Origin of the sequence: Polaromonas glacialis (assembly GCF_000709345.1) — a bacterium.
GTDB classification, from domain to species: Bacteria; Pseudomonadota; Gammaproteobacteria; order Burkholderiales; family Burkholderiaceae_C; genus Polaromonas; species Polaromonas glacialis.
Window position 1 is genome coordinate 2,463,531 of record NZ_KL448323.1, and the last position, 21,330, is coordinate 2,484,860.

General features: G+C 62.7%; 16 protein-coding genes and 2 tRNA genes. 9 read left to right on the forward strand and 9 right to left on the reverse strand.

Annotated features, from left to right (window positions below; all coding sequences use genetic code 11):
• The first annotated feature begins 149 nt into the window (after positions 1-149).
• From EC86_RS0112160 to EC86_RS0112170, 3 genes are all read left to right on the forward strand, one after another.
• Complete coding sequence (locus EC86_RS0112160) at positions 150-1,994, forward strand: autotransporter assembly complex protein TamA (RefSeq protein WP_232229876.1); 1,845 nt, start codon at positions 150-152, stop codon at positions 1,992-1,994.
• Entirely contained in the window at positions 1,994-6,046 is a 4,053-nt protein-coding gene (locus tag EC86_RS0112165; RefSeq protein WP_029525900.1) for a translocation/assembly module TamB domain-containing protein, read from the forward strand. The genes EC86_RS0112160 and EC86_RS0112165 overlap by 1 nt, the downstream gene beginning before the upstream one ends.
• Before the next feature lie 75 nt (positions 6,047-6,121).
• Positions 6,122-6,196 (forward strand) — tRNA-Arg (locus EC86_RS0112170).
• A 38-nt stretch (positions 6,197-6,234) separates the two neighbouring features.
• Here EC86_RS0112170 and EC86_RS0112175 read toward each other — a convergent pair.
• Positions 6,235-6,311 (reverse strand) — tRNA-Pro (locus tag EC86_RS0112175).
• Positions 6,312-6,325: 14 nt separating this feature from the next.
• Positions 6,326-7,309 (reverse strand): polyprenyl synthetase family protein, encoded by a 984-nt coding sequence (locus EC86_RS0112180; protein ID WP_029525902.1) that lies wholly within the window; start codon positions 7,307-7,309, stop codon positions 6,326-6,328.
• A 166-nt stretch (positions 7,310-7,475) separates the two neighbouring features.
• On the opposite strand from EC86_RS0112180, the gene rplU reads away from it, so the two are divergent.
• From rplU to proB, 4 genes are all read left to right on the forward strand, one after another.
• On the forward strand, positions 7,476-7,787 hold the full coding sequence (gene rplU, locus EC86_RS0112185; RefSeq protein WP_011800165.1) for a 50S ribosomal protein L21: 312 nt from the start codon (positions 7,476-7,478) through the stop codon (positions 7,785-7,787).
• 27 nt (positions 7,788-7,814) lie between these two features.
• Complete coding sequence (gene rpmA, locus EC86_RS0112190) at positions 7,815-8,072, forward strand: 50S ribosomal protein L27 (RefSeq protein ID WP_029525903.1); 258 nt, start codon at positions 7,815-7,817, stop codon at positions 8,070-8,072.
• 98 nt (positions 8,073-8,170) lie between these two features.
• Positions 8,171-9,265 carry an Obg family GTPase CgtA gene (gene cgtA, locus EC86_RS0112195; RefSeq protein ID WP_029525904.1) on the forward strand — a complete coding sequence of 365 codons (1,095 nt, stop codon included), beginning with the start codon at positions 8,171-8,173 and terminating at the stop codon, positions 9,263-9,265.
• Between the two features lie 99 nt (positions 9,266-9,364).
• Positions 9,365-10,501 carry a glutamate 5-kinase gene (gene proB, locus EC86_RS0112200; RefSeq protein WP_029525905.1) on the forward strand — a complete coding sequence of 379 codons (1,137 nt, stop codon included), beginning with the start codon at positions 9,365-9,367 and terminating at the stop codon, positions 10,499-10,501.
• Positions 10,502-10,544: 43 nt separating this feature from the next.
• Here the strand turns inward: proB and EC86_RS0112205 are convergent, their stop codons facing one another.
• Both EC86_RS0112205 and EC86_RS0112210 read right to left on the reverse strand, forming a co-directional pair.
• Positions 10,545-11,057 carry a CNP1-like family protein gene (locus tag EC86_RS0112205; protein ID WP_029525906.1) on the reverse strand — a complete coding sequence of 171 codons (513 nt, stop codon included), beginning with the start codon at positions 11,055-11,057 and terminating at the stop codon, positions 10,545-10,547.
• Positions 11,054-11,761 (reverse strand): RNA pyrophosphohydrolase, encoded by a 708-nt coding sequence (locus EC86_RS0112210; RefSeq protein ID WP_029525907.1) that lies wholly within the window; start codon positions 11,759-11,761, stop codon positions 11,054-11,056. Before EC86_RS0112210 ends, EC86_RS0112205 begins: the two co-directional genes overlap by 4 nt.
• 103 nt (positions 11,762-11,864) lie before the next feature.
• Between EC86_RS0112210 and EC86_RS0112215 the strand changes: the two genes are divergently transcribed.
• Positions 11,865-13,607: a proline--tRNA ligase gene (locus tag EC86_RS0112215; RefSeq protein ID WP_029525908.1), complete on the forward strand. Its 1,743-nt coding sequence runs from the start codon at positions 11,865-11,867 to the stop codon at positions 13,605-13,607.
• A gap of 23 nt (positions 13,608-13,630) precedes the next feature.
• Positions 13,631-14,296 carry a lytic transglycosylase domain-containing protein gene (locus EC86_RS0112220; RefSeq protein ID WP_029525909.1) on the forward strand — a complete coding sequence of 222 codons (666 nt, stop codon included), beginning with the start codon at positions 13,631-13,633 and terminating at the stop codon, positions 14,294-14,296.
• Positions 14,297-14,317: 21 nt separating this feature from the next.
• Here the strand turns inward: EC86_RS0112220 and EC86_RS0112225 are convergent, their stop codons facing one another.
• The 5 genes from EC86_RS0112225 to secA form a co-directional block, all read right to left on the reverse strand.
• Positions 14,318-15,658: a polyamine export protein PaeA gene (locus EC86_RS0112225; protein ID WP_029525910.1), complete on the reverse strand. Its 1,341-nt coding sequence runs from the start codon at positions 15,656-15,658 to the stop codon at positions 14,318-14,320.
• A gap of 119 nt (positions 15,659-15,777) precedes the next feature.
• Positions 15,778-16,227, reverse strand: a complete 450-nt coding sequence (locus EC86_RS0112230) for an NUDIX domain-containing protein (protein WP_029525911.1) — start codon at positions 16,225-16,227, stop codon at positions 15,778-15,780.
• 14 nt (positions 16,228-16,241) lie between these two features.
• Positions 16,242-17,123: an ATP-binding protein gene (locus EC86_RS0112235; RefSeq protein ID WP_029525912.1), complete on the reverse strand. Its 882-nt coding sequence runs from the start codon at positions 17,121-17,123 to the stop codon at positions 16,242-16,244.
• Positions 17,124-17,141: 18 nt separating this feature from the next.
• Complete coding sequence (gene argJ, locus EC86_RS0112240; RefSeq protein WP_029525913.1) at positions 17,142-18,383, reverse strand: bifunctional glutamate N-acetyltransferase/amino-acid acetyltransferase ArgJ; 1,242 nt, start codon at positions 18,381-18,383, stop codon at positions 17,142-17,144.
• Between the two features lie 68 nt (positions 18,384-18,451).
• Positions 18,452-21,214: a preprotein translocase subunit SecA gene (secA, locus tag EC86_RS0112245; RefSeq protein ID WP_029525914.1), complete on the reverse strand. Its 2,763-nt coding sequence runs from the start codon at positions 21,212-21,214 to the stop codon at positions 18,452-18,454.
• Positions 21,215-21,330 lie beyond the last annotated feature (116 nt).

The window sequence follows — 21,330 nt, forward strand, 5'->3', positions numbered from 1 at the left end:
ATTTCAGCACCCACTGCGCGCGCAAGGCCGCCGGGGCGATGCCAGGACCCTCCCGTCTTGTCATTGTTTCGCTTGCCCTCGCGGCCCTGGTTTCAGGGACCTCCGTACGGGCGCAAACAGCAAGGCCCTCAGGGTCTGGCGACGCGTCCATGTCTTCCGGTTCAACCCCGCCGTCGAATGTTCAGCAAACCGCTCCGCCGCCTGCGCCGCCTCCGGAAAATATCGCGCCCGTGGACACGCCGCAAGGCTCCGTCGGTCCGACCAGCGCCGAGCCCGAAGTCACGGCGTTTGACATCACGGTCCGGGCGCCGACGGCCGTGCGCGACATGCTGGAAAAGCACCTGGAACTGCAGCGCTACCGCGCCGTGACCGATCTGGATGAAGCCGAAATCGAACGACTGATCGTGCTCGCCGAGCGAAATGTGCGCAACCTGGTCGGCACGCTCGGGTTTTTCAGCCCCGACATCCGCATCACCCGTGAAGGCGGCGTCAACGAACGGCCTGTCATCGTGGTCGCGGTCGAGCCGGGGCAAGCCACGGTTATCGGCCCGGTGGCCCTGTCCTTTGCCGGCGACATTGCCGACTCCGCCGACAGCGACGCCACCGCGCAGCGCGGGAACATCGAACGCGACTGGCGCCTTCCAACCGGCCAGCCATTCACCCAGGATGGCTGGAGCAGCGCCAAGACGCAAGCCCTGCGCCAGCTGGTGGCCCGGCGTTACCCGGCCGGCCGGCTGGCCGGAAGCCTGGCCGACGTGGACGCACCGAACCACACCGCCAGCCTGCGGGTGGATCTGGATTCCGGTCCGCTGTACCGGCTCGGCCCGATGCAGGTCAGCGGCGTGGAGCGCTACGACCCGGTGCTGGTGCCGCGTCTGGCGCGGCTGAACCAGGGCGAGGTGTACGACCTGAACCGGCTGGTCGAGGCGCAGTTGCGGCTGGCGTCCAGCGGCTACTTTGATTCGGCCTATGTCTTCATCAACCCCGAGAACGACCCACTGGCAGTTCCCGTACAGGTGCAGGTGCGCGAAGCCAGGCTGCAAAAAATCATTCTGGGCGTCGGCGTGACCACTGACAGCGGGCCGCGCGCATCGGTGGAGCACACGCATCTCCGGGTGCCCGGCATTGGCTGGCGCGCCACGACCAAGCTCCAGCTGGAAAAAAAATCGCCCTTCGCCCAGACCGAATGGACGTCCATCCCCGACGAAGCGAACTGGCGCTGGGGCGTGCTGGGCCGCGTCGAACGCATCAATGACGAGGAGTTGATCACCCAGGCGCAGCGCCTGCGGTTTGGCCGTTCGCAAATTGGCGACCGGATCGACCGCAACATCTACCTGCAATACGACCGGGCCAGCGTGAAGGGTGCGGGGCTTGCGGACAATTCAGCGTCCGCTACCGGCGATGGCTCGGCGCTGACGGCCAATTACGTCTGGACCGGCCGCTACTTTGACACCCTGCCTTTTCCCAGCCGGGGTTACGCACTCGGCATTGAACTGGGTGCCGGCACCACCCTGGGCCAGGACCGCCAGCCGTTCACCCGCACGGTGGGCCGCTGGCTGGGAATCAAGCCCCTGGAAAGCGGCCGGATTGCGATGCGGGCGGAAGCCGGTGCGGTACTGGCCAAGGACACTGCGAATATTCCGGCCACCCAGCTGTTCCGAACCGGCGGCGACAACACGGTGCGGGGCTATGGCTACCGCGACATCGGCATTGCGCTTGCCAATGGCGTGATCGGTCCCGGCCGTTACCTGGCCGTCGGCAGCGTCGAATGGCAGCGCCCCATCACGCTCAGGGGCCGGTCCAGCGAATTCGAGCACACGCTATTCGTTGACGCCGGCGCGGTGGCCGACAAGGCGCAGGACTTGCGTCCTTCCTTCGGCATCGGTACCGGCGTGCGCTGGAGAAGCCCGATCGGACCACTGCAGATCGACCTGGCTTATGGCCTGAAGGTAAAGCAGGCGCGCCTGCACATCAGTGTGGGCTTTGTCTTTTGATGGCGGCATCGGGCAATCCGGAAGACCAGTCAACAACGGCCGCCGCCAAGCCTGCGAGGCGATGGCTGAAAACCGCCGCATGGACAGCCGCAGGCCTTGTAGCGCTGACCGTTGGGAGCACGGGCGCGCTGTGGTGGTGGGCAGGCACCGAAGGCTCTCTGGCCAAGGCGTTGCGCTGGGCCGGCCAGTCGCAGCCGCTCACCTTTGAAGGCGCGACAGGCTCCTTGCGGGCTGGCGGGCATGTGGACCAATTGCACTGGCAGCAGGACGGCATCACCGTCGATGCCCGCGACGTCAGCCTTGCCTGGCAGGCCTGGTCCCTGCTCCAGGGAACGCTCAAGCTCGACCGCATTGCCGCTGCCAGCGTTGAAGTCACTGACGTGCGCCCCCCCACCCCCATGCCGACGACACCGCCCAACGCGCTCGGTCTTCCCTTGCGGATTGCGCTGGACGAATTCTCGGTGGGCCAGTTCCAGTTTGCGGGCAAGACCGCAGTCACCGCTTCCGGGATTGCCGGGAGCTATCTCTACACCGGGCTGCAGCATCAACTTGACTTGAAAAGCGTCAACGTGGCCAAGGGTCGCTACAGCGCACAGGCGGCACTGACGGCCAGCAGCCCGCTGACGCTCGATGCCAGCCTGTCAGGCACGCTCGATGCGGCCATCCCCAACAGTGCAGCACTGGTGCCGCTGGCATTCCAAGTGACCGCCAGGGGACCCCTGACCGAGTTGCTGGTCAAGGCCGAACTACAAATGACGGCCGCGCCTGCTGCCGGTGAAAAAAAACCAGCCCCGCAGCCCCAGGCCAACGCGACCGCACGCGTCATGCCCTGGGCGGCGCAGCCCCTGCCGCAAGCCGATGCGACCTTCCGCGATCTCGACATCGCAGCGTTGTTGCCGGACATGCCGCAAACCCTGCTGACCGGCAGTGCCAGCGTCAGGCCGCTCGAAGCCGGCGCCCCTGCCGCGCCATCTTCCCCCGCGCAGGCCTGGTCGCTGCAGCTGAAACTCGCCAACGCGCTGCCCGGCCCCTGGGACCAGCAGCGCCTGCCGCTGGAGCAACTGGATACCCAGGGCGAATGGCGAAATGGCGTGGCCATGGTGCGCAACCTCAAGGTGCAACTGGCTGGCGGCGAACTGCTGGCCAGCGGTGAATGGACACAGCCACCGCCCGCAGGCGAAACCGCAGCAGCAGCTCCGGCAATGCCCGCGCAGTCGTGGAAACTCGATGCCACGCTCAGGCGTATCAACCCGGCCCAGTTGCACACCCAACTGGCTCCCCTGCCACTGGACGGCAAGGCCGAAGCCAGCGGCCAGGGCGCCAATGTGCAGTTTGATGCCAGCGTTCAGGCCGTGTCCGGCACGAATGCGGCCGGCAACAGACCAGCCCCCAGAACCCATTCCGGCCAGAACAATTTTCTGCAGCAGTTGCGCCTGCGTGACGCCGCAGCCACCGGAACCTGGAACTCGCAACAAGCGGGCGGCACGCTGGCGCTGTCGGCGCTGCGGGTGCGCACCGACGATGCCGAATTGAAGGGCCAGTTTGAAGTCCAGCCCGCCGAAAAAGGCGGCCAGGGGGCGCTCGACCTGACGGCGCCTGGCCTGAACGCCCGCTTCAAGGGCGCCTTGCGGCCCGCCAGCGGCGACGGCGAATTGCAATTGCGGGCTGGCGATGCAGCGCAGGCGCTGCGCTGGCTGCAAAAACTGCCCGGCATGCCGGCTACGGTGCTGAACGCTTCGGCCAGCGGCAACGCCGGGCTTCGGTCGCGATGGCAAGGCGGCTGGCAGAACCCGGCCGTGCAGGCGACGCTGGAAGTGCCTTCGCTGGACTGGATCGCGGCCCCATCCAAGGCGGTGACAGCGAAAAAAGTCACGCCAGCAACGCCTGCGCCTGTTGCGACTGCGGCAACCGGCGCAAGCCTGCTGAAAATCCGTGAACTGCGGGCCACACTGTCAGGCCGACTGAGCCAGGCGCAACTGGAGGCGCAGGGCCGTGTTGAAATCGACCAGCGCCGCTACGCGCTGCAACTGGCAGGCGATGGCGGACGCATGCAACCGGCGGGCAACGCCAATGCCGGAATGAACGAGTTGCCCTGGCAAGCCGTGCTCAGGCAACTGAACCTGAGCGTTGAAGACCCGTCCCTGGGCGCCGGTGCCTGGCGGCTGGCAACGCGCGGTCCGCTGCCGCTCAGGTGGACGCCAACGCGCAATGGCGGCGCCTTTGAAAGCGGCGCTGGCGAAGCGCTGTTGACCGCGCCCTCCACCACCGTCTCAAGCGCTGCGCCATCCCAGGCCACGCTGTCCTGGCAACCCGTGCGCTGGCGATCCGGCGAACTCGTGACCGCTGGAAAAATCACCGGCCTGCCGATTGCCTGGGTTGAATTGCTCGCCGGTCCGCAAATGAAGGGCGCTGGCCTGGGTGGCAGTCTGGTTTTCGACGGCCAATGGGACGCCGTGCTCGGCAACACCCTGCAACTCAAGGCCAGCCTGGCGCGCAGCAGCGGCGACATCACCGTGCAGGCCGAAGGCGTGCAAGGCAATTCGGCGCGCGTCGCCGCCGGCATCAAGCAAGCCCGCATTTCGCTGGAAACCGCTGGCGATGCCTTGGGCCTTGCGCTAGTCTGGGACAGCGAACGCGCCGGCTCGGCCAGCGGCCAACTCAAGACGCGGCTGGTGCGCGCCGCCGACGGGCAAGGAGGGGTCGGCGGATGGCTCTGGCCGGAAGATGCGTCCCTGAGCGGCCAGTTTCGGGCGCAACTGCCACGCATCGGCGTCTGGTCCTTGCTGGCGCCGCCCGGCTGGCGCTTGCGCGGTTCGCTAGGGGCTGATATAGCCATCAGTGGAACGCGTGCGGCACCCAGCCTGGCAGGCGATTTGCAGGCCAATGACCTGGCGCTGCGTTCGGTCGTCGATGGCATCGAATTCGGCAATGGCCGCTTGCGCGCCCGACTTGACGGCAACCGCATGCGCATCGACGAGTTCACCCTTCAGGGCGCAGGCGAAAAAGGCGCCGGCGGCACCCTGACCGCCCAGGGTGAAGCAGGCTGGATCGACGGAAAGCCGCAGGTTCAGCTTGACGCCAGGTTGCAGCGGCTGCGCGCCAGCATCCGCACCGACCGTCAACTGACGGTTTCGGGCGATGTTCAGGCCAGCCTCAAGGGCGACGCGGCCGAACTCACGGGCAAGTTGCTCATTGACCAGGCACGCATCCTCCTGCCCGAAGAAGGCACGCCGCAATTGGGCGATGACGTGGTGGTGCGTACCGCCAGCGGTGCGGCTGCAGGCCAGAAGGCACCCGAGAAGACCAGTACTCAGACGGCCGACAAGGCGGCACGGCCGCTCAAGCTGGCCGTGGAGATCGACCTGGGACGCGATTTCCAGATTCAGGGCAAGGGCATCGATACGCGTGTTCGAGGCACGCTCGCGCTCAGCGGCGACTCGCTGAGCGGTCCGCGCCTGCTGGGCACCGTCAGGACCGCTGGCGGGCAATACCGCGCCTATGGCCAGCGGCTGGATGTCGAACAGGGCCTGATTCGCTTCACCGGGGCGATTGACAATCCGACGCTCGACATCCTGGCCGTGCGCCCCAACCTGACACAGCGTGTCGGCGTGCAAATCACCGGAACGGCCCTGCTGCCCAGCGTTCGGCTGTATGCACAACCCGAACTACCGGACGCTGAAAAGCTGTCGTGGCTGGTCGTGGGCCGGGCCTCGGCCTCGGGCGGGGCCGAAGCGGCGTTGCTGCAGCAAGCCGCGCTGGCGCTGCTGGGCAGCAAAAGTGGCGGCATGTCTGGCGGCCTGGCCGCGTCGCTGGGTCTGGACGAATTGTCGTTCCGGGGCGCGTCGAGCAATGCGGACGGCACGACTTCCGGCGGCGCCGTCACACTGGGCAAACGCTTTTCACGCAATTTTTACGCAGCGTACGAACGCAGCATTTCGGGCGCACTCGGAACGCTGTTTGTTTTCTACGATCTGTCTCAGCGTTTCACGATTCGCGCTCAGGCAGGCCAGCAAAGCGCGGTGGACCTGATTTTCACCATTCCATACGACTGAATTCGTACGAGCCGACTTTTCATCATTGCCTGTTCAGCGAATACAATTCCGTTTCTTCGCAACTTGCCAAGACGTGTCGCCATAGTTCAACGGATAGAACGAGTGCCTCCTAAGCGCTAGATACAGGTTCGATTCCTGTTGGTGACACCATTCGATCACATTTAACCGTTGATTCCATTGAAGAAATCTGGTCGGGGTGAGAGGATTCGAACCTCCGGTCTCTACGTCCCGAACGTAGCGCTTTACCAGACTAAGCTACACCCCGAGCGGCGTTGATCCTCAGGAGCGCCGCACCAGCAGTTGCGAGGCAAGCTGCTCCAGAGCATGACTGTAAGGGTTTTGGGGCAGGGTTTGCAAGGCATTCAGCGCACGCAGCGCTTCTGCCGCAGCAGTATCCCGGGTGGCCTGCAGGGCGCCGGTCTGTTGAACAATGGCAATGATCTCCGCCATCTGCCCGGTGCCTCCGGTTTCAATCGCCTGCCGGATGGTCAAGCGCTCGGCTTCAGTGCCTCGCTGCATGGCGATGATCAGCGGCAGCGTGACCTTGCCTTCGCGCAAGTCATCGCCCAGGTTCTTGCCCATTTCCAGCACGTCGCCGTCATAGTCGAGCACATCGTCGATCACCTGGAAAGCCGTACCCAACGCCTGTCCGTACTCGGCGCAATGCTGCTCAACATCGGCCGAAGACCCGGCCAACAAGGCCGCCAGCCGGGCACTGGCTTCGAACAGCTTGGCGGTCTTGGAGCGGATGACGCGCAGATAGCCTTCTTCGGTCAAGCCGGCATCATGCATGTTCATGAGCTGCAGCACCTCGCCCTCGGCAATCACATTGGTGGCTTCCGCCAGCGTCTCCATGATGCGCATCTCTCCGACTTCCACCATCATCTGGAAAGCCCGCGAATACAGGAAATCCCCCACCAGAACGCTGGCCGGGTTGCCAAACACCTCGTTCGCGGTCGAGCGGCCCCGGCGCAGCGTGGATTCATCGACGACATCGTCATGCAGCAAGGTGGCGGTGTGAATGAATTCCACCACGGCGGCCAGGTTCAGGCGCTGGGGGCCGCGGTAGCCCAGGGCACCCGACATCAGCAGCACCAGGGCGGGCCGCAAGCGCTTGCCACCGGCGGCAATGATGTATTGCGACACCTGGCCGACCAGGGGCACGTCGGATTCAAGCCGGCGGGCAATGATGGCATCCATGGCCCGCATGTCGTCGGCGATCAGGGCAAGGGCAGCAGCGGTACTGGAAGAATTGGCAGACAAAGGGAAGTCCCGACGTTAAGTGTGGGCAGATTATAGAAAGGCCGACTGTCGTCATAAGTGCCCAAACCATGGCGAAACATGCCTGGCTGTACATTTTTTAGGCATGATGCTAGAATCTTGGGCTCTGTGGAAATCCGTCCGCAGAACTCAATTTACGAGGGTTTACATGTACGCGGTCATAAAAACCGGCGGCAAACAATACAAAGTTGCTGCTGGAGAAAAAATTAAAGTAGAACAGATTGCTGCGGACGTAGGCCAAGAGATCGTTATTGACCAGGTATTGGCTGTCGGCGAAGGCAGTTCAATCAAGGTTGGTACGCCCTTGGTTTCCGGCGCAACTGTTACTGTCACGGTGCTGTCTCACGGCAGGCACGACAAGGTTCGCATTTTCAAAATGCGCCGTCGCAAGCACTATCAGAAACGCCAGGGTCACCGGCAGAACTTCACTGAACTGCAAATCGGCGCCATCGTCGGCTAATCAGTTCAGTACCAGGAGTAACGAAAAATGGCACAGAAAAAAGGCGGCGGCTCTACGCGAAACGGGCGTGATTCACAGCCCAAGATGCTTGGCGTCAAGAAATTTGGCGGCGAAGTAATTAACGCAGGCAGCATCATCGTGCGCCAGCGTGGTACCCAGTTCCACCCGGGCGTCAATGTCGGCATCGGCAAAGACCACACACTGTATGCACTGGTGGACGGTCAAGTCTCCTTTTGCATCAAGGGTTCGATGAACAAGCGCACTGTCAATGTGACCTCGGCGTAAGCCGATCACTTCGATGGCATCGAAGCCCCGACCAGTCGGGGCTTTTTTGTTTGTCAACCGCCCCCAGATAACCTTTCCTACCTGCACATCACTCCATCATGAAATTTGTTGACGAAGCTTATATTGACATTGCCGCCGGCGATGGCGGGAGCGGCTGCGTCTCGTTCAGCCACGAAAAATACAAAGAGTTCGGCGGTCCGAACGGGGGTGATGGCGGGCGCGGCGGCCATGTGTACGCGGTGGCGGACATCAACCTGAACACGCTGGTCGACTTCCGGTTTTCACGCCGGCATGATGCGCGCAACGGCGGCCACGGCATGGGTTCGGACATGTTCGGTGCCAAGGGCGACGATATTATTTTAAAAATGCCGGTCGGCACCATCCTGACAGATGCCGAAACCGGCGAGGTTCTTTTCGAGTTGCTGGTGCCCGGTGAGCAGATCCTGATCGCCAAGGGCGGCGACGGCGGTTTTGGCAACCTGCGCTTCAAAAGCTCGACGAATCGCGCGCCGCGCAGCAAGACGCCCGGCTGGCCCGGCGACCGCAAAAGCCTCAAGCTCGAACTCAAGGTGCTGGCCGATGTGGGCCTGCTGGGCATGCCGAACGCCGGAAAATCGACGTTCATCTCGGCGGTCTCGAATGCCAGGCCGCGCATTGCCGATTACCCGTTCACGACGCTGCACCCGAATCTGGGCGTGGTCCGTGTCGGACCCGAGCAGAGTTTTGTCGTGGCCGACTTGCCGGGCCTGATTGAAGGCGCGTCGGAAGGCGCGGGCCTGGGGCACCTCTTTTTACGGCATCTTCAGCGCACCCGGCTGCTGCTGCATATTGTCGATCTGGCGCCGTTTGACGACAACGTCGATCCCGTGGCACAGGCCAAGGCCATCGTCGGCGAACTCAAGAAGTACGACGAGGCGCTGCACAAAAAGCCGCGCTGGCTGGTCCTCAACAAGCTCGACATGATCGATGGCGACAAGCGTGCCGAAGTCGTCAAGGATTTCGTCAAGCGCTTCAAGTTCAAGGGACCCGTCTTTGAAATTTCGGCGCTGACCCGCGAAGGCTGCGAGCAGCTCGTCAAGACGATTTACCAGCACGTCAAGAAAGTCCAGAAAAGCGAGCAGCCCGAGGAGGAAATCGATCCACGCTTCATCGAGTTGCCGCCCGAGCCCAAAAGCCCGGCGTCTTCCGACTGATTGCTGCCCATTTCCCGGCAGCCGAATATTCAGGCTGCTCTGTAAACAATAGCTGGCTGCGCCCGCCCACCTTGCGCCAGAGCCTTAAAACACTTAAAAATGAACGCTCCATCAGGCTCGACTGTTCTACGCAACGCCCGTCGCATCGTGGTCAAGGTCGGCTCCAGCCTGGTGACCAACGAAGGCCGCGGCCTGGACGCCGAGGCCATCGGCCAGTGGTCCGAGCAGCTGGCCGCCTTGGTCAAGGACGGCCGCGAAGTCATCATGGTGAGCAGCGGCGCGATTGCCGAGGGCATGAAGCGTCTGGGCTGGCGCACCCGCCCCAAGGCCATCCATGAACTGCAGGCGGCCGCCGCCGTGGGCCAGATGGGCTTGGTGCAGATGTATGAAACCAAGCTGCGCGAAAACGGCATCGGCAGCGCGCAGGTGCTGCTGACCCATGCCGACCTGGCAGACCGCGAGCGCTACCTCAACGCGCGCTCCACCCTGCTGACCTTGCTGCAACTCGGCGTGGTGCCGGTGATCAACGAGAACGACACCGTCGTCAACGACGAGATCAAGTTCGGCGACAACGACACCCTGGGTGCGCTGGTGGCCAACCTGGTCGAAGCCGATGCGCTCATCATCCTGACCGACCAGAAGGGCCTGTACACCGCCGATCCGCGCAAAGATCCTGCGGCGCAGTTCGTGCACGAAGCCAAGGCCGGCGATGTAGCGCTCGAAGCCATGGCGGGCGGCGCTGGCTCCAGCATTGGCAGCGGCGGCATGATCACCAAGATTCTGGCGGCCAAGCGCGCGGCGGGCTCAGGCGCCTCGACGGTGATTGCCTGGGGCCGCGAACCGCAAGCCTTGATCCGTCTGACCCGGGGCGAGGCGATTGGCACGCTGCTGGTCGCCCAGACCCAGAAAATGCAGGCGCGCAAGCAATGGATGGCCGATCACCTGCAGTTGCGCGGTTCGGTCACGGTGGACCCGGGTGCTGCCAGCATGGTGCAGATCGGCGGCAAGAGCCTGCTGCCTATTGGCATGACGGGCGTTCAGGGTGACTTTTCGCGCGGCGACGTGATTGCCATCAAGGATGCCGATGGCACTGAAATCGCGCGCGGCCTTGCCAACTACTCCAGTTCGGAAGCCCGGCTGATTTGCCGCAAGGTTTCGTCGGAATTCGAACGGTTGCTGGGTTACACCGGCGAATCCGAAATGGTTCACCGCACCAACCTGATCCTCAGCCGTTAAGCGGGGCGCACGCACTGCCAGCACGGGCTGGCTGCCCCCTGGCTTATGGCGTTACCCTGGAGTTCGGGTTTTTCAGCCGGCTGACCATTTCCTTGACCGAGCTTGCCGGCGCTGCGTTGTCGCAAGCGCCAGCCTTCGCCAGCCGCAAGGGATGTTTCGAAGGCATGTTGCCAAACATCGAGCGCCATTGCGGATCGGTGACCAGGCTCCACTTCCCATCGGCCGAGTAACGCGCATACGTCTTGAATTCGCCGGTAGAGCAGCGGATGCCTTCATACATCACGTTGCGCGCCCCGCTGGCGCTGGTCGCCACCATCACATAACGCACCACGCCGTCGCTTTTGGTGAGGCTGATGGATGCGGGATCGACGCCGTAGGTCAGCGAGGAATTGGGAGATACGTCCAGGCTGATCAGTTTTCCCATGTCAAAAGCGGGTGGCGGCGGCGTGTCCGATTCTTTCCACTCGGGTTCATCGACGGCGAACTGTGACAAGACCGAGGTGCTCAAACCCAGCAGGAGAACACCGGCAACTATCGAGGCTGACTTGAATTTCATGCTTTTTTGGTGGGTGCATTCAGACCGAAACTGGTCTGCGGGTCCGGCTCGAACGTGGCGCCCGGGGGCAACTCGAAAGGAACTCCCGGCCGGCTGGCGCAAGAAGGAATCCCGCCTGAGGCGAGAAATGACGCCGACTCCGCCGACTGGCCGGCCAGCAGATCGCGCTGGTGCAGGCCGCCGCGCAAATAGCGGTTGCGCTGCTCCGGACGCGCATCGAAGCGAAATTCGCAACGCGGCACGAAGCGCGACAGTTCGGTCAGCGCCATTTCGTAGACGCCGCGCTTGAACTCGACCACGACATCGAGCGGCACCCAGTAGTCGTTCCAGCGCCAGGCGTCAAACTCTGGATGGTTGGTGGCGCGCAGGTTCAAATCCCAGTCGTGACCGACCAGTTGAAGCAGAAACCAGATTTGCTTCTGGCCTTTGTAGTGTCCGCGCGCATCGCGCCGGATGAATCGGTCGGGCACCTCATAGCGCAACCAGTCTCGGGTACGGGCCAGCACCTGAACGTGCTGTGGATGCAGTCCGACCTCTTCATGCAACTCGCGGAACATGGCCTGTTCGGGGTTTTCGCCCCGATCAATGCCGCCCTGCGGGAATTGCCATGAGTGGGTACGGATGCGTTTGCCCCAAAATACCTGACTTCTCTGGTTGAGCAAGATGATGCCGACATTGGGCCGAAATCCGTCCCTGTCAAGCATAATCAAACCTCAAAATTTTTAAACTGTGTCCATTATGCACAGCGAAGGCGCACCCGCCAAGCGCACAGCCGGACGGCAGTCTCCCAACCCAGAAAAATAGCCCATGAAAGCCTCCCAGTTCCTCATTTCCACCCTCAAGGAAGCCCCTGCCGACGCGGAAATCGTCAGCCACCAGCTCATGATGCGCGCCGGCCTGATCAAGAAACTGGGCGCCGGCATCTACAACTACATGCCCATGGGCCTGCGCGTGATCCGCAAGGTGGAAGCGATTGTCCGTGAAGAAATGAACCGCGCTGGTGTAATTGAAATGAGCATGCCAGTGGTGCAGCCCGCCGAACTCTGGCAGGAAACCGGCCGTTTCGAAAGCATGGGGCCTGAACTGCTGCGCATCAAGGACCGCCACGGCCGCGACTTCGTGGTGCAGCCGACCAGCGAAGAAGTCGTCACCGACGTGATGCGCCAGGACATCCGCAGCTACAAGCAGTTGCCCAAAAACCTCTACCAGATTCAGACCAAGTTCCGCGACGAGCGCCGTCCGCGTTTCGGCCTGATGCGCGGCCGCGAATTCATCATGAAGGATGCCTACAGTTTTGACCGCGACGCCACCGCCGCCAAGGTCAGCTACCAGAACATGGCGCAGGCTTACCGCAAGATCTTTGACCGCTTCGGCCTGACCTACCGCGCCGTGGCGGCCGACAGCGGCGCCATCGGCGGCGACCTGAGCGAAGAATTCCAGGTGATTGCCACCACCGGCGAGGACGCCATCGTTTATTGCCCGACCAGCGACTATGCGGCGAACATGGAAAAGGCTGAAGCATTGGCGCCCGCCGGCCCGCGACCAGTTGCGTCGCAAGCCATGGTCAACACGCCAACGCCCGGCAAGGCCACGTGCGCCGATGTCGCCGAGCTGCTCGGCATTCCGCTGGAAACCACCGTCAAGTCGCTGGTGCTCGCCACCGACCAGACCAGCAAAACTGGCGAAATCGTCAAGACCCAGGTCTGGCTGCTGCTGCTGCGCGGCGACCACAACATGAACGAAATCAAGGTTGGCAAGGTTCCCGGACTGGCTGGTTTCCGCTTTGCCACCCTGGCCGAGATTGACGAGCACTTTGGCTGCGAGCCGGGCTACCTCGGGCCACTGAACCTGAAAAAGCCGGTCAAGCTGGTGGCGGACCGCGAAGTCGCCGTGCTGGCCGACTGGGTCTGCGGCGCGAATGAAGCCGACTTTCATATCACCGGCGTCAACTGGGGCCGCGACCTGCCCGAACCCGACCTGATCGCGGACATCCGCAACGTCGTCGCCGGCGACCTGTCGCCTGACGGCCAGGGCGTGCTGGCCATCGAGCGCGGAATCGAGGTCGGCCATGTGTTCTACCTCGGCACCAAGTACAGCAAAGCGATGAATGCCACCTTCCTGGGAGAGAACGGCAAGCCGCAATTCCTGGAAATGGGCTGCTACGGCATCGGCATCACCCGCCTGCCGGCGGCAGCCATCGAGCAGAACCATGATGAGCGCGGCATCATCTGGCCGGATGCGATTGCCCCGTTCACGCTGGTGATCTGCCCGATCAGTCCAGACCGCTTCCCCGACGTGAAGGCCGCCGCCGAGCAACTGCATGCCGAGCTGCTGGCCGCAGGCGTCGATGTGATGCTGGACGACCGCAATGAGCGGCCCGGCGCCATGTTCGCCGACTGGGAACTGATTGGCGTGCCGCACCGCGTCACCATTGGCGACCGGGGCCTGAAGGAAGGCCACATCGAGTACCAGCATCGACGCGACACGGTTGCCAGCAAGGTCGATGCGGCGAATGTGTTCGGCTTCCTCAAGGACAAACTGGCTTTGTGAAGGCTGACCGTCTTGATCCGCGCATGAGCGTGCCTCTGCCCCACACAGAAAATTCAGTGATTTTTTCAAGAAGAAAATGGCTTTCCCGCACATCTGGCGCGGGTTTATCGCTATTGTTTTCGCAGCATGCCAGTGCCGGAGGGCAGCTGGAGGAACCGTTGATGGACTCGGTGCGCACGGCACTGGGCTCGGCCATTGCCAACCAGGCACCGCCCATTCCCGAGTTCGGGAGCACCGACAGCAAGCTGGCGTACCTGCGCTGGCTGGGCGCCATGAGCGAGCGTTTGAAACGCAAGATCCCCGAATTGCAGATCCGCCAGGAGTTTTTGCAGACGGTCTGGTACGAGAGCAAGCGTGCCGGGCTGGACGTGACGCTGGTCATGGGACTGATCCAGGTCGAAAGCAATTTCCGCAAGTTCGCCGTCAGCAGCGTCGGTGCGCGCGGCTACATGCAGGTCATGCCTTTCTGGACGCGCGTGATTGGCGATGGCGACCCGGGCAAGCTGTTTCACATGCAGACCAACCTGCGCTTCGGCTGCGTGATTCTTCGCCATTACCTGGACCGGGAGCGCGGCGACCCTTTTCTGGGACTGGGCCGCTACAACGGCAGCCGGGGCCGGGCGCCCTACCCCGAAGCGGTGTTTGCGGCGCAGCGCAGCTGGCTGCCCGGCGACCGCGCCGTCGGCTGATACTGACAGTCCGCCAGCGCGTCAGGACGTAGCCGGGCCGGCATCCGCAGCAGCCATGGCCGTGCCGGCGGCGCCATCGGCCAGCCGCGACACCATGACCTGGTCGATGCGGTAGCTGTCCACGTCGAGCACCTCGAACTTGAAGCCGCCCCAGCTTACGCTGTCGGTGCGGCGGGGCACGCGGCGCAGCATAACCATCAGGAAGCCGGCCAGCGTTTCGTAGTCTTCGGCATGCGGCAGGTGATCCAGCCCCAGGGTGCGCAGCACGTCCTCGATGGGCGTGACGCCGTCGATCAGCCAGGAATTCTCGTCGCGCCGCACGATCAGTTCTTCATCGAAAGGCGACACCAGGTCGCCCATCACCGTGCTCATCACGTCGTTGAGCGTGACCACGCCGACCACCATGCTGTATTCGTTGACGATGACGGCGAAGTCCTCGTGGACCTGGCGGAACTGCTCCAGCACTTCGGACAGCGTCAGCCGGTCGGGAACGATCAGCACCTTGCGCACCAGGCTGTCGTCGGCCAGGGAAATCGGCTGGCTGTTGAGCACGCGCTGGAACAGGTCCTTGGCATCGACATAGCCGACCACATGGTCGATGTCGCCCTCGCATACCGGATAGGTCGAAAACGGTTCGGCCGCGATGCGCAGCCGGATCACCGAGTCCAGGTCATCGCGCAAAAAGAAGGCAATCCGGTCACGCGGCGACATGGCGCTGCCCACCGTGCGGGTGTCGAGTTCAAACACATTCGTGATCACCTGCTGCTCGCGCGCCGCCAGCACACCGGCCACCGCGCCGGCTTCCATCATGGCCAGGATATCGTCCGAGGTGATGCGGTCGTCGCGCAGCGAGGACAGGCCGAACAGGCGAAACAGGGCATCGGCCAGGCGGCTGTAAAACCACACCAGGGGGCGCATCAGCATCATGCAGACCGTCATGGGCTGCGACACGCGGATCGCCAGAAGCTCGGGCGTGGCCATTCCCAGGCGCTTCGGGAACAGGTCCGCGAACAGGATGAAAAGCGACGTGACGATGAGAAAGGAGCTGAGAAAGCCCACGGTCTGCGCGGTCGGCGCCGGCAGCCAGAGTCCGAAAAAGGCATTGAAGTGCGGGCTCAGCGCGCCCTCGCCCACAATGCCGCCCAGAATAGCGACGGCATTCTGGCCGATCTGCACGACGGTGAAATAGTCGCCCGGCTGCTCCTGGATGCGCAGCACGCGTTCGGCCTGCAGGTTGCCATCGTCGGCCATCTGGCGCAGGCGCAGGCGGCGCGAAGCCGCCAGGGAAATTTCCGACACGGAAAAGAAGGCGCTGGCCGCGATCAGCAGGCCAATCACAAAAAGGCTTTGGTAAAGGGTCATGCAACGTCCATCATCGGTCTCAAGGCAGCCGGACTGTTTTTCGCTACTGAATTTATAGCTACTTATATAGACCAGCCGTTCACCAGAGGCCTATTTGATGCTGAAAATTTGTTGGCAGATCAAAACGAGGGCGCTTGAATCTCACGCTCCTGCGCAAACCACGCCAGCACCGGCACCGTTCCCGGCAGCACGGGCGCGACTTGCACCGGCAGGGACTGCCATGCATACATCTGGCCTTCATGCATCTGCAACTCGCCCTGCCAGTCGAAGACCTTGCAGAAGTTCAGGCGGACCAGCGCATGCGGGTAATCGACCATCTCGATCTTCCAGGGGTGGACGGCGCCGATGGTGATGCCGATTTCCTCCTGAAGTTCGCGGCGCAGCGCGTCTTCAACGCTCTCGCCCGCCTCCAGCTTGCCGCCCGGAAATTCCCAGTAGCCGGCATAGACCTTGCCGGGCGGGCGGGAGGTGAGCAGAAACTGGCCGCCGGGCTGGATCAATACGCCCACCGCCACCTCGACCACCTTGCGGTTGGCGCCGCCTTCTCTAGGCGCGGACGCGTCGGCCATCAGCACCGGTTCAGTCACGGGGCCGGGGCCGCATGCTGGCCGGCGTAGTCGCGCGCAAACTGGTAGGCCACGCGGCCGCTGCGCGAGCCGCGCTCCAGCGCCCAGACCAGCGAGGCCGGGCGTGCCGCTGCGATGGCCTCGGCACCCACGCCAAACGACGACAGCCACTGGGCCACGATGGTCAGGTATTCGTCCTGGCTGAACGGGTAGAAACTGACCCACAGGCCAAAGCGCTCGGACAGGGAAATCTTTTCCTCCACGACCTCGCCGGGATGGACTTCACCATCCTCGGTGTGCGTGTAGGTCAGGTTTTCCATCATGTACTCGGGCAGCAGGTGGCGGCGATTGCTGGTGGCGTAGATCAGCACGTTCGGCGTGGCGGCGGCAATCGAGCCATCCAGAATGGACTTGAGCGCCTTGTAGCCGGGCTCGCCTTCTTCAAAGCTGAGATCATCGCAAAAGACAATGAATTTTTCCGGCAGGCCGGACACCACGTCGACGATGTCGGGCAGGTCGGTCAGGTCGGCCTTGTCCACTTCGATCAGGCGCAGGCCACGGGCCGAATACTCGTTCAGGCAGGCCTTGATCAAGGACGATTTTCCGGTGCCGCGCGAACCGGTCAGCAACACGTTGTTGGCCGGCTGGCCGCTGACGAACTGTTCGGTGTTTCGCCGGATTTTTTCCTTCTGGTCTTCAATTTCCTTCAGGTCAGCCAGCTGCATCGTGCCCAGGTGCCGGACCGGTTCCAGCGACGCATGGCCGGAGCTGCGCTTGCGGTAGCGGAAAGCCACGGAGGCGCTCCAGTCCGGCGCGCCCAGGGGTTGCGGCAGGACGGATTCGATGCGTGCCATCAGCGACTCGACGCGCACCATCAGGCGTTCAAACTGTTCGTTCATGCTCAATGACCTGCCGGTTCAGCTGCGGTAGTCTGCGTTGATCTTGACGTAGTCGTAGGACAGGTCGCAGGTCCACACGGTGTCCAGCGCGTCGCCCCGGCCCAGCACGACGCGCACGGTGATCTCGCTTTGCTTCATCACCCGCTGGCCGTCGGCTTCGACGTAGTCCGCGTGCCGGCCGCCATCCTTGGCGACCAGCACGTCGTCAAGGTAGAGATCGATCTTCGTCTGGTCGAGATCGGCAATGCCGGCATAACCGACGGCAGCCAGAATCCGCCCCAGGTTGGGGTCGCTGGCAAAAAATGCCGTCTTGACCAGCGGCGAATGGGCGATGGCATAGCCGACCTGGCGGCATTCCTCGCCGGTCTTGCCGCCCTCGACCCGGATGGTGATGAACTTGGTGGCGCCTTCGCCGTCGCGCACGATGGCCTGCGCCAGTTGCTGCGCAATGCCCATCATGGCTGTGCGCAAGACCTGGCCATCGGCGCTGTCGAGCGACGTGATGGGTGCGTGGGCGGCCTGGTTGCTGGCAATCACCACGAAGGAATCGTTGGTCGAGGTATCGCCGTCAATCGTGATGCGGTTGAAGGAGGCATCGGCCAGTTCCCTGGCCAGTTGCGCCATCAAGGCCTGCGACACGCAGGCATCAGTCGCCAGAAAGCCCAGCATGGTCGCCATGTTGGGCCGGATCATGCCCGCGCCCTTGCTGATGCCGGTGATGGTGACCGTGGCGCCGCCCAGCGTGATGCCGGTTGAAAACGCCTTGGGCACCGTGTCGGTGGTCATGATGGCTTCGGCGGCGTTGGCCCAGTTGTCTGCCCTGGCATCGGCCAGCGCCGCAGGAATCCCGGCGGCAATCCGGTCATGCGGCAGCGGCTCCATGATGACGCCGGTTGAAAACGGCAGGATCTGCTCAGGTGAAAGATTGAGCAGGCGGGCCAGTTCAATGCAGGTGGACTGGGCGCGGATCAGCCCGTCATGGCCGGTGCCGGCGTTGGCGTTGCCGGTATTGATCAGCATGGCCCGGATGCCGTGGTTCTGGCCTGCATTGGCGGCCAAGTGCTCACGGCAGATTTGCACCGGCGCGGCGCAAAACCGGTTCTGGGTGAAGACCGCGCCGACCGAAGCGCCCTCATCGAGCAGCAGCACGGCCAAGTCCTTGCGATTGGCCTTGCGGATGCCGGCTTCGGCAATGCCCCAGCGCACGCCGGGCACGGGATAAAGGTCGGCGGCGGGCGTGGCAATCAGGTTGACAGGCATGGATGACTCCGGTAAGACAGGGTTGGGACGCCGCTGGCGCCCATGAAATGCTCAATACGCGCAGGCGATCAGGTCAGCTTGCCGTGGCAAAGCTTGTATTTCTTGCCTGAGCCGCAGGGGCACGGATCATTGCGACCGACACGCGGCATGGAGGTAGCAGGAATGGCCTGCCGCCGCCGCGTCGCTTCATCAACCGTTGTTTCCGTTTCGCCCGTTTCAGTCGGCGCGGTGTAGGTCACATTGCTGATGTTTTCTGCCCGGCTTTCGAGCGCTTCGGCCGCCTGATCGAGTTGCTCGCTTGACTGGACCTGGACCGTCATCAAGGTCTTGGTGACCTCGTTCTTCACGCTGTCCAGCAGTTGCCCAAACAGCTCGAAGGCTTCGCGCTTGTATTCCTGCTTGGGCTGCTTCTGGGCATAGCCGCGCAGGTGAATGCCCTGGCGCAGATAGTCCAGCGCGCTCAGGTGCTCACGCCAGTGGCTGTCGATGCTTTGCAGCAGCACAACGCGTTCGAACTGGGTGAAATTTTCCTTGCCGATCTTTTCCAGCTTGTCGGCAAAGGCGGCTTCAGCGGCGGCGCTGACTTTCTCCAGCACTTCCTCGTCGGTGATGGCCGTGGCGGCTTCGATTTGCTGGCGCAGGTCCAGTTCGATGTGCCAGTCTTCGCGCAGCGTTTTTTCAAGCCCGGCCACGTCCCACTGCTCTTCAACACTTTCCGCCGGCACATACTGCCGCGCCAGGTCGGTGAAACAGCCTTCGCGCAGCGACGCGATTTGCGGCTGCAGGTCGCTGGCGTCCATGATGTCGTTGCGCTGCTGGTAAATCACCTTGCGCTGGTCGTTGGACACATCGTCGTATTCCAGCAGCTGCTTGCGGATGTCGAAGTTGCGCGCCTCGACCTTGCGCTGCGCCGATTCGATGCTGCGCGTGACGATGCCCGCTTCGATGGCCTCGCCATCGGGCATCTTCAGGCGCTCCATGATGGACTTGACGCGGTCACCGGCAAAAATGCGCATCAGCGGATCATCCAGGCCCAGGTAAAAGCGCGAGGAACCCGGGTCGCCCTGACGGCCCGAACGGCCACGCAGTTGGTTGTCAATACGGCGTGACTCATGCCGCTCGGTCGCAATGATGCGCAAACCCCCCAGCGCAGTGACTTGTTCGTGCTCCTGTTTCCACTGAGCGCGCAAGCGGGCAATTTCAGCTTCTTTCGCGGCAGCGTCCAGCGACTCGTCTGCCTCAACCGGTTCAATCATTTTTTCAAGGTTGCCACCCAGCACGATGTCGGTGCCGCGACCCGCCATGTTGGTGGCAATGGTGATCATCTTCGGACGCCCGGCCTGCGCCACGATGTCGGCCTCTCTAGCGTGCTGCTTGGCATTGAGCACCTGGTGCGGCAAGTTTTCCTTGACCAGCAACTGGTCGATGATTTCGGAATTTTCGATGGAGCTCGTCCCCACCAGCACCGGCTGGCCGCGCTCATAGCATTCGCGAATGTCCTTGATCGCCGCCTCGTATTTCTCGCGCGTGGTCTTGTACACGCGGTCGAGCTGGTCTTCGCGCTTGCTGATGCGGTTGGGCGGAATCACGGTCGTCTCTAAACCGTAGATTTCCTGGAATTCGTAGGCTTCGGTGTCGGCCGTTCCGGTCATGCCGGCCAAGGTCTTGTACAGGCGGAAATAGTTCTGGAAGGTAATCGAAGCCAGCGTCTGGTTTTCAGCCTGGATTTGGACCCCTTCCTTGGCTTCCACCGCCTGGTGCAGCCCATCGCTCCAGCGGCGGCCCGACATCAGGCGACCGGTGAACTCGTCCACGATCACGACTTCACCGTCCTGCACCACATAGTGCTGGTCGCGGTGGTACAGCAGGTTGCCGCGCAGTGCGGCATACAGGTGGTGCATCAGCGAAATATTGGCCGGGTCGTAGAGCGTGGCGCCTTCGGGAATCAGGCCCATCTCGAACAGGATGCGTTCAGCGTTTTCGTGGCCTTGTTCGGTCAGGAACACCTGGTGCGTCTTTTCATCGATCGTGTAGTCGCCGGGTTTTGTCACGCCCTCGCCGGTGCGCGGATCGGCCTCGCCCTCCTGGCGTGTCAGCAAGGGAACGACCTGGTTGATGGCCAGGTACATCTCGGTGTGGTCTTCGGCCTGGCCGCTGATGATGAGCGGCGTGCGCGCCTCGTCGATCAGGATCGAGTCCACCTCATCGACGATGGCAAAGTTCAGCCCGCGCTGAACGCGGTCGCCGATTTCATACACCATGTTGTCACGCAGGTAATCAAAGCCGAACTCGTTGTTGGTGCCGTAGGTGATGTCGGAGTTGTAGGCCGCCTGCTTTTCCTCGCGCGACATGTTGGGCAGATTGATGCCAACGCTCATGCCAAGGAAGTTGTACAGCTTGCCCATCCAGCGGGCATCGCGGCTGGCCAGGTAGTCATTGACCGTGACCACATGCACGCCCTTGCCGGTCAGCGCATTGAGGTACACCGGCAGCGTGGCGGTCAGGGTCTTGCCTTCACCGGTACGCATTTCCGAAATTTTTCCGTTGTGCAGCGACATGCCGCCCAGCAACTGAACGTCGAAATGGCGCATCTTCATGATGCGCTTGCTGCCTTCACGCACGACGGCAAAAGCCTCGGGAAGCAAAGCATCCAGGGCTTCGCCAGCGGCTACCCGGTCCCTGAACTCCTGCGTCTTGGCGCGCAACTGGTCATCGTCAAGCTTTTCGTACTGCGTTTCCAGCGCATTGATTTGGTCTACGGTTTTGCGGTAGGTCTTGAGCAGCCGATCGTTGCGGCTGCCGAAAATTTTTGTCAGGATATTGGAAGCCATAAATGCGAAGCCGCTATTGGCCGCTCCCCTGAGCTGGCAATGCGGCCAAAATCCCTTATTGAGTACGGAACTTAGGTGTGGGCACAAACAGTTAGTTCAACCGTGCGCAAACCGCA

Bases quoted from the DNA above. Each gene is read 5' to 3' on its own strand.
- EC86_RS0112160 (WP_232229876.1), top strand. From the start codon at position 150: ATGTCTTCCGGTTCAACCCCGCCGTCGAATGTTCAGCAAACCGCTCCG.
- EC86_RS0112165 (WP_029525900.1), top strand. From the start codon at position 1,994: ATGGCGGCATCGGGCAATCCGGAAGACCAGTCAACAACGGCCGCCGCC.
- rplU (WP_011800165.1), top strand. From the start codon at position 7,476: ATGTACGCGGTCATAAAAACCGGCGGCAAACAATACAAAGTTGCTGCT.
- rpmA (WP_029525903.1), top strand. From the start codon at position 7,815: ATGGCACAGAAAAAAGGCGGCGGCTCTACGCGAAACGGGCGTGATTCA.
- cgtA (WP_029525904.1), top strand. From the start codon at position 8,171: ATGAAATTTGTTGACGAAGCTTATATTGACATTGCCGCCGGCGATGGC.
- proB (WP_029525905.1), top strand. From the start codon at position 9,365: ATGAACGCTCCATCAGGCTCGACTGTTCTACGCAACGCCCGTCGCATC.
- EC86_RS0112205 (WP_029525906.1), bottom strand. From the start codon at position 11,057: ATGAAATTCAAGTCAGCCTCGATAGTTGCCGGTGTTCTCCTGCTGGGT.
- EC86_RS0112210 (WP_029525907.1), bottom strand. From the start codon at position 11,761: ATGCTTGACAGGGACGGATTTCGGCCCAATGTCGGCATCATCTTGCTC.
- EC86_RS0112215 (WP_029525908.1), top strand. From the start codon at position 11,865: ATGAAAGCCTCCCAGTTCCTCATTTCCACCCTCAAGGAAGCCCCTGCC.
- EC86_RS0112220 (WP_029525909.1), top strand. From the start codon at position 13,631: ATGAGCGTGCCTCTGCCCCACACAGAAAATTCAGTGATTTTTTCAAGA.
- EC86_RS0112225 (WP_029525910.1), bottom strand. From the start codon at position 15,658: ATGACCCTTTACCAAAGCCTTTTTGTGATTGGCCTGCTGATCGCGGCC.
- EC86_RS0112230 (WP_029525911.1), bottom strand. From the start codon at position 16,227: ATGGCCGACGCGTCCGCGCCTAGAGAAGGCGGCGCCAACCGCAAGGTG.
- EC86_RS0112235 (WP_029525912.1), bottom strand. From the start codon at position 17,123: ATGAACGAACAGTTTGAACGCCTGATGGTGCGCGTCGAGTCGCTGATG.
- argJ (WP_029525913.1), bottom strand. From the start codon at position 18,383: ATGCCTGTCAACCTGATTGCCACGCCCGCCGCCGACCTTTATCCCGTG.
- secA (WP_029525914.1), bottom strand. From the start codon at position 21,214: ATGGCTTCCAATATCCTGACAAAAATTTTCGGCAGCCGCAACGATCGG.